This is a genomic window from Roseicyclus amphidinii (assembly GCF_030163755.1).
Lineage (GTDB): Bacteria > Pseudomonadota > Alphaproteobacteria > Rhodobacterales > Rhodobacteraceae > Roseicyclus > Roseicyclus amphidinii.
Map to the genome: position 1 here is coordinate 1 of NZ_JASJOE010000099.1, position 7720 is coordinate 7720.

8 protein-coding genes are annotated in these 7720 nt (G+C 71.3%); 4 read left to right on the forward strand and 4 right to left on the reverse strand.

Translation table 11 applies throughout. From position 1 onward, the window contains the following. The first annotated feature begins 61 nt into the window (after positions 1-61). The 4 genes from QQK83_RS18200 (at position 62) to QQK83_RS18215 (ending at position 3587) form a co-directional block, all read left to right on the forward strand. Positions 62-1441: a DUF2927 domain-containing protein gene (locus QQK83_RS18200; protein WP_284266712.1), complete on the forward strand. Its 1380-nt coding sequence runs from the start codon at positions 62-64 to the stop codon at positions 1439-1441. Between the two features lie 21 nt (positions 1442-1462). Then, positions 1463-1627: a hypothetical protein gene (locus QQK83_RS18205; RefSeq protein ID WP_284266714.1), complete on the forward strand. Its 165-nt coding sequence runs from the start codon at positions 1463-1465 to the stop codon at positions 1625-1627. Between the two features lie 12 nt (positions 1628-1639). Beyond that, positions 1640-2824, forward strand: a complete 1185-nt coding sequence (locus tag QQK83_RS18210; protein WP_284266716.1) for a vWA domain-containing protein — start codon at positions 1640-1642, stop codon at positions 2822-2824. A gap of 64 nt (positions 2825-2888) precedes the next feature. Then, a complete protein-coding gene (locus QQK83_RS18215; RefSeq protein WP_284266718.1) occupies positions 2889-3587 on the forward strand; it encodes a M48 family metalloprotease in 699 nt (232 codons plus the stop codon). A gap of 94 nt (positions 3588-3681) precedes the next feature. On the opposite strand, the gene QQK83_RS18220 is transcribed toward QQK83_RS18215, so the two are convergent. The 4 genes from QQK83_RS18220 to QQK83_RS18235 form a co-directional block, all read right to left on the reverse strand. Beyond that, on the reverse strand, positions 3682-4224 hold the full coding sequence (locus QQK83_RS18220) for an RSP_2648 family PIN domain-containing protein (protein WP_284266720.1): 543 nt from the start codon (positions 4222-4224) through the stop codon (positions 3682-3684). Then, positions 4221-5429 carry an RSP_2647 family RNA methyltransferase gene (locus QQK83_RS18225; RefSeq protein WP_284266722.1) on the reverse strand — a complete coding sequence of 403 codons (1209 nt, stop codon included), beginning with the start codon at positions 5427-5429 and terminating at the stop codon, positions 4221-4223. The genes QQK83_RS18220 and QQK83_RS18225 overlap by 4 nt, the downstream gene beginning before the upstream one ends. 37 nt (positions 5430-5466) lie before the next feature. Beyond that, positions 5467-6099, reverse strand: coding sequence for a DUF6778 family protein (locus QQK83_RS18230; protein ID WP_284266725.1), 633 nt, complete (start codon positions 6097-6099; stop codon positions 5467-5469). 267 nt (positions 6100-6366) lie between these two features. After that, positions 6367-7122: an HpcH/HpaI aldolase family protein gene (locus QQK83_RS18235; RefSeq protein ID WP_284266727.1), complete on the reverse strand. Its 756-nt coding sequence runs from the start codon at positions 7120-7122 to the stop codon at positions 6367-6369. Positions 7123-7720 lie beyond the last annotated feature (598 nt).

A 7720-nucleotide genomic window follows, 5' to 3' on the forward strand; every position in this document is an offset into this window, starting at 1 on the left:
CTGATGCGCCGGGCCGCGTCGGGGCATCGGCCTGCGGGATCGCGGCCGGGCGGCGGCGCGCATGATCCGGGTCTCTCTCCTGCCGCTGTGCGTGGCGGCCGCGCTTGCGCTGTCGGCCTGTGTTCCCTCTGCTCCCGCCGTGCGCGACATGCCCGAACGCCGCGCCGCCCCGGCGATGGACCGGGCGATGCCGATGATGAACCAGTTCGGCGCGGCCCAACCGACGCCGCCGATGCGGCCCAATGCCGAGATCGCCGTCGATTTCCTCGATCTTGCCTTCGTCATGGAATCCGGCCGACCGATCCCGCAGCTGTCGCGCTTCGAAGGGCCGATCACGGTCAGCGCGGTTCCCGGCGGCCCTGCAACCCTGTCGCAGGACCTCGACCGGCTGCTCGGCAGGCTGCGGCAGGAGGCGGGCATCGACATTCGCCGCGTGGCTCATGACGAGGGGCCCGCGAACATCACCATCGAGACGCTGCCGCGCGCGCGGATGCAGCGCATCGTCCCCGAGGCGGCCTGTTTCGTGGTGCCGCGCGTCTCCTCCTGGGCCGAGTTCCGCAGTTCGCGCAACAGCCGCGCGATGGACTGGACCACGCTGGTCACCCGCGAGCGCGTGGCGGTGTTCATCCCCAACGACGTGCCCCCGCAGGAAATCCGCGACTGCCTCCACGAAGAGGTGGCGCAGGCGCTGGGGCCGCTCAACGACCTCTACCGCCTGCCCGACAGCGTCTTCAACGACGACAATTTCCACGCCATCCTGACGGGCTTCGACATGCTGGTCCTGCGCGCCTATTACAGCGACGCGATCCGGCCCGGCATGACCCGCGCACAGGTGGCGGCGGTGCTGCCGGATCTGTTGAACCGCCTCAACCCGCGCGGCGCGCAGGGCGGCGCGGCCCCGGTCCAGCCCACCCCGCGGGCCTGGACCGCCGCCATCGAAGAGGCGCTTGGCCCCGGCACCCGCGACGGGCAGCGCTCGGCGGCCGCCGCACGGGCGGTCGCCATCGCGCGGCAGGCGAACCTGTCGGACGCACGGCTGGCCTTCAGCCATTTCGCGCTCGGGCGGCTGTCGCTGGCCACCGACAGCGAGGCCTCGCTCAGGGCGTTCCAGGCTGCGGCGGGCATCTTCGAGCGCATCGCGCCGGGCGGCGTGCAATCGGCGCATGTCGACATGCAACTGGCCGCCTTCGCCCTCAGCGCGGGCAATGCGGGTGTCGCGCTCGAGCTGACGGGCCGGGCCCTGCCGGCCGCGACACGGGCGCAGAACGCGGCCCTTCTGTCCACGCTCCTGATGATCCGGGCCGAGGCGCTCGAGGCGCAGGGCCGCCTGTCGGAGGCGCGGCAGGTCCTGCTCGACAGCCTCGGCTGGGGTCGCTATGGGTTCGGCACGAGTGCGGCGCTCGGCGCCCGCCTGACCGAGGTGGCCGCCCTTTCGCCCTAGGACGACAGGCAGGATACACGCATGCTGAACATCATCGGGGGCGGGATCGGGATCCTGCTGGGGCTCTGGACCGCGCGCCGCCGCGGCGGCAACCGGCTGGACCTTCTGCATTACGCGACGATCTTCGGCATCCTTGGCTTCCTGATCGGGGCCTTCGCCATGCTTGTGATCCCCGGCCCCGGCTGACACTCTGGGCACATGTTCCTGCCCTTCTTCGACACGCTCCGCGCCGCCCGCATCCCGGTTTCCCTCCGGGAATACCTCGCCTTTCTCGAAGGCGTCTCGGCGGGTCTCGTGACCTATGACGTCGACGGGTTCTACTACCTCGCCCGCACCGCGATGGTGAAGGACGAGCGCCACCTCGACCGGTTCGACCAATGCTTCGCCCATGCCTTCGGCGGGCTGGAGCAAATCACGCCCGAACAGGTGCTGGAGGCCGCCGAGATCCCGCGCGAGTGGCTGGAAAAGCTCGCCGAAAAGCACCTGACCCCCGAGGAACGCGCCGAGATCGCGGCGCTTGGCGGCTTCGACAAGTTGATGGAGACGCTGCGCGAGCGCCTGCGCGAACAGCAGGGCCGCCACCAGGGCGGCTCGAAATGGATCGGGACGGCCGGCACCTCGCCCTTCGGCGCCTATGGCTACAACCCCGAAGGGGTGCGCATCGGCCAGCACGAAAGCCGCCACCGCCGTGCGGTCAAGGTCTGGGACAAGCGCGCGTTCAAGGACTTCGCCGATGACGTCGAGCTGGGCACCCGCAACATCAAGGTCGCCCTCAAACGCCTGCGCCAATGGGCGCGGGACGGCGCGGCCGAGGAGCTGGACCTCGACGGAACGATCCGCGCGACCGCCGAACAGGGCTGGCTCGACGTCAAGACGCGGCCCGAACGGCGCAACGCGGTCAAGGTGATCCTGTTCCTCGACGTGGGCGGCTCGATGGACGACCACATCCGCGTGGTCGAAGAGCTGTTCTCGGCCGCCAAGGCCGAGTTCAAGCATCTCGAATACTACTATTTCCACAACTGCCTTTACGAGGCCGTCTGGCGCGACAACCGCCGCCGCTGGACCGAGCAGATCCCGACCCGGGAGGTGATGAACACCTACGGCTCCGACTACAAATGCATCTTCGTGGGCGACGCCTCCATGTCGCCCTACGAGATCGCCTTTGCCGGCGGGGCGAACGAGCACTGGAACGAGGAAGCGGGGCAGGTCTGGCTGGAGCGCGCGCGCGCGCAATGGCCCGATCACCTCTGGATCAACCCGGTGAAAGAGCGGCTCTGGGGCTACACCCGGTCGATCGGCATGATCCGCCAGATCTTCGAGGACCGCATGGTGCCGATGACCCTCGAGGGGCTCGAGCGCGGCATGCGCGAGCTGGGGCGGTGAGCGCCCCTGCGACGCGGCGCCCGGTGCCGTTGCCGCGCGCGCGCGCGCGCCCCATATTCCCCCGATGTTGAAGCTCACCCCGATCCTTCTGGCCATCGGCTACGCGCTGGTGATGTATCTCTTCTCGGCCTGGCGCACGGGCCGCGAGCTGGACGCGAAATCGACCGAACTGGCAGACCCGAGGCTGAGGGCGCTGACCGACCGCATGGCCGGCGCGCTGGGGATCGAGCGCATTCGCGTGAACATCTACGAGATCGAGCCGGTCAACGGCCTGGCGGCACCCGACGGGCGGATTTTCCTCACGCGGGGGTTCTACGACAAGTATCGGGCGGGCGAGGTCACGGGCGAGGAAATGGCCAGCGTCATCGCCCATGAGCTCGGCCATGTGGCTCTGGGTCACGCGCGGCGGCGGATGATCGACTTTTCCGGCCAGAACGCCGTGCGCGTGGCGCTGGCCACCGTGCTGGGCCGGTTCATTCCGGGCCTCGGCGTGTGGATCGCCAACATGCTGGCGGGGATGCTGGCCGCCCGGCTCAGCCGTCAGGACGAATACGAGGCCGACGCCTATGCCGCGGCCCTTCTGACCAAGGCGGGGATCGGCACGGGGCCGCAGAAATCGTTGTTCCTCAAGCTCGAGGGGCTGACCGGCATGGCCGGGCGCGGGATGCCCGCCTGGCTCATGAGCCACCCCAAGACCGCGGACCGCGTGCGCGCCATCGAGGCGCTCGAGGCCCGCTGGGCCAAAGAACTGCCGCGCGACTGACGCGTTTTGCGCAAGCAAAACGGGGGAAAACTGCAGTTTTCCCAAACCGGAAACCTGCAGGTTTCCGCCCCGGAAAACGCACGTTTTCCGCCCCCTACCCCAGCGCCTTGGCCAGCCGCGGCAGCCGCGCGCGTTTCAGAAGCGGGCGCAAGGCCAGCGCCTCGCCCGACAACCGCTCGGCCGTGGCCTGCACCCCGGCCACCACGCCCGCCACGGCCTCGGGCCGCTGCAGCCACAGCGCGGAGAGGCAGGCGTCGGGATGGACCGCCTCGACCCCGTGCGGTGCCAGCTCGGAGCGGGGGAAATCCCGCAGGTTCAAGGTGATGATCGCCTCGGCCCCACCCGCCAGCGCGGTGGCGAACACATGGATGTCGCCCGCATCGGGCAGCCACAGCGCCGCCTCGGCGGCCGGGTCATGGGCGATGCGCGCGCCCGGAAACGCCGCCGACAGGGCCGCGATCTCGCCGCGCGCCAGCGCCGCGTCCGCCGCCCCCCCGTGACGCGCCGCGGTGCGGGCCCATTCCTCGAGCAACCGGTCCGACCAGAGCGGCGCGATCAGCCCCGCGCGCGCCACCCCCAGCACGATCTCGCGCAGCACCGTGGGGTAGAGCACGCAGGCGTCGATCACCGCCTTCATGGCAGCAGGCGAAAGGCCAGCGCCTTGAGATACCCCGTCTCGGTCAGCGCCGGATGCTGCGGATGATCCGGCCCGGCAAAGCCGGTGTGGATGATCCGCGGATCACGCCCCGCCCGGCCGATCCCGCGCAGGCAGGCGGCGCGGAATTTCCCGAGGTCGGCGGCATGGGAACAGGAACACAGGATCAGCACACCCCCCGGCGCGACCAGCGGCGCGGCGAGCCTTGCCACCCGCTCATAGGCGCGCAGCCCCTTGTCCAGCGCCTGTTTCGAAGGCGCGAAGGCCGGCGGATCACAGATCACGAGGTCGAACTGCGCCCCCTCCGCCCCCAGCGCCTCGAGCACGGCAAAGGCATCGCCCGCCCGCGTCTCGAACCGCTCGGCCATGTCGCCCGCCACGGACCCGCCCCGCGCCAGCGCCAGCGCGGGCTCGGAGGCGTCGACCGCCAGCGCCCGCTCGGCCCCGGCCGCAAGCGCGGCCAGCGCGAAGCCGCCGACATGGGAGAACACGTCGAGCACCCGCGCCCCCCGCGCCAACCGCGCGGCAAAGGCGTGGTTGTCGCGCTGGTCGTAGAACAGGCCCGTCTTCTGCCCGCCCATCACGTCGGCCAAGTAGGTGGCCCCGTTCATCGGCACCGGGATCGGCCCCTCGGGCGCGGTGCCCGCCAGAACCTCGGTCACCTCGGGCAACCCCTCGGCCGCCCGCGCGCGGCCGGTGCCGTTCTTGATCAGCGTCCTGCAGCCCGTGGCCGCCAGCAGCGCGGCGGCGACATCGGCCTCGCGCTCTTCCAGCCAGATCGCGTTGGGCTGCATCACCAGCACCTCGCCGAACCGGTCCACGATCAGGCCGGGCAGCGCATCGCCCTCGGCATGGATCAGCCGGTAGAAGGGCGCGTCGCAAAGGGTCGACCGCAGCGCCAGCGCCGCCCCGATCCGCGCGTCGAACCAGGCCCGGTCGATCACGGCCGCGGGGTCGCGGTCCAGCAGGCGCAGGCCGATCTTCGCCTCGACCGTGGCGACGCCAAGGCCGAGCGGCTGACGTTCGGCATCCTCCAGAACGGCCAGCGCGCCCGCCGGAACGGCGCGGGCGCGGCGGTCGAGCACAAGGTCGTCGGCCCAGGCCCAGGGATGGCCATGGCGGATGCTGCGGGCATCGGCCCTGGGCTTGAGGCGAAGGACGGGCAAAGGCGAAAGGGGCGCTGTCATGCGCCCCCTCTAGCTTGACCGGCGGTCCGGGGGAAGATCAGTTCGCCAGCTGCGCGACCGGAATGAAGCCCAGCGTCGGGGTCGGGAACTCGGTCCGCGCCCAGGCCTGGATGCGCTCGACGATCCGCACGCGCTGCGTGATGCCCGCGGCCTCGGCCTCGATCGCGGCCTGCCCGCCCAGCGCGCGGAAGGTCAGGTCGACAGGGCGCGGACCCGACAGGATCGCGCCGGTTTCGGCATGGCGCACGGTCAGGACGAACACGATCTCGTGCGACCCGCCGATGGTGTAGCGCGCGCGTTGGGTGACGGCGTGGAACTCGACCAGCTCGATGCTGACGGTGACGGGCGTCAGCGCGTCCTCGCGCGGGACGAACACCTCGGACAGCGCCTGCTCGAGGATGCCTTCGACCTGCTGGTAGCGGTCGCCCGGCGGGTCCTCGCGCCAGACGATATCGGCGGCGGGCTTGATCGAATTCGCCTCGGACACCGTCAACGTGCGCGGCACGGTGATGTCGTAGGCGGTGATCGACCAATCCTGCGTCGGCACCTCGATCACCGGGGCGATGCTGTCGAAGGGCGCGTTACGCGACACATCCGACCCGCCGGCACAGGCCGACAGGCCCAGGGCTGCGGCGAGGATCAGGGCGGGGGTGGTGAAGAAACGGGTCATGGGCTTGCCTCCTTGCCGCTTGCTGCGGGCTTCTCGGGCGGAACGGTCACTGCTCGTGTCGGCCGCAATCGGCGGCGACAGGGCATGAATGCCGGAGGCGCGCGGCAAAACCGCGGTCAGGGTGCAGCAAAGGCAAGGAGTCTCGGCGGAGTTTTCGCGCCGGGACCGTGTCGGATTTTCGGCAAATGCGGCAAGAACCGGGCAAGCGACCCCGCGCGCGGTCTCCGGCAGTGCGCCCGGCAGTGTGTCCGGCAGTGCGCCCGGCGGTCAGCCGCGCCCGAACCCCTTGAGCACGGCGCGCGCGCCCGCCAGCATCCAGGCATGTTCCGACGCCACGAACCAGGCCGAAAACCCGTGGCTCTCCAATGCCTTGGCGGCCTCGGCATGGGGCACGAACGTGGCGTAACCCTTGCTTGCCGCCTTGGCCGCTCGGCCCACGCGGGCGGTTGCGGCCAGCAGTTCGGCGCTCGACTGGTCGGTCTTGCCATAGGCGACCGACAGGTCCGCGGGCCCCAGGAACAGCGCGTCGATGCCCGCCGTGGCGGCAATCTCCTCGCAGGCCTCGACCCCCTCGGGGTCCTCGATCTGGGCGAAGACGACGGTCTCGTCCCGGCTGCGCGCCAGCAGCGTCGCCATGTCCGAGGTGGCGAAGCCCGCCCAGCGGGTCGAGCCCGCGTAGCCCCGCCCGCCATGGCCGAAGCGCGCGGCGCGCGCGACGCGGGCCGCCGTCTCGGCATCGGTGACATGGGGCACGACGACGCCCGTCGCGCCGAGGTCCAGCGCCGCGCCGATCTCGGAGGGCGCGGCCGAGGGCACGCGCACCAGCAGCGGAAAGCCCGCCGCCCGCGCCACCGCCCCGCAGGCGTTCAACGCAGCCCGGTCGAAGGGGGCGTGTTCGGCATCGAGGCAGACGAAATCGAGCCCGGCGAGGATCAGCACCTCGAGAATGTCGACGCTGGGCGTCTTCATGAAGGTTCCGACCAGCGGCTCGCCCGCGATCACCCTGTCCCGAAACGCGGTCATGACGGCCCCTCCCCTGTCGTGCATTCACCGCGCGCGAGACTGGCCGCGCCGCGCGGAGATTGCAAGCGCATGCAAGGGCCCGCGCGCGCCATGACGCGGCCCACGGCGCGGCCCGTGACGAGGCCCGCGACGAGGCCCGCCTGTCACCGCGCCTCGCTCCGGCCTCCAGTGCCAAGCCCATGCAGCCCCCGCTTCGGACTCCCGATGCAGCCCCGCCGTGCTGGCTCCTGTGCCGCCCCTTGCCGGCTCCCGCGCTGGCCGCGCGCCGACCGCCTGTTGGCCCGCGTGCCGCCTGCCGGGGACCGACAGCCATGCACAGCTTCCGCGCGCGGGCGGTCCGATGTCGCTGGCCCTTGCGGGACCGGTGTGCCCCGTTCCGTCTTTTCCGGTGCCATCGACATGACACCCGGCGCGCCTGTCCCGATCCTCGCCATGCGATGCCCGTTGCATGCGGTTCCAGGCGCAGGTCCCGAGCCGGTGCGCGCCGTGTCGGCTTTGGCCAACCGCCCGGCGACTGCCTTCGCCCGCTGCAGCCCCCTCTTGTCGCCTGACGACCGCCGCGCGCCGCCAGCCGCTGACGGTTTGCCGCTGCCGCCCG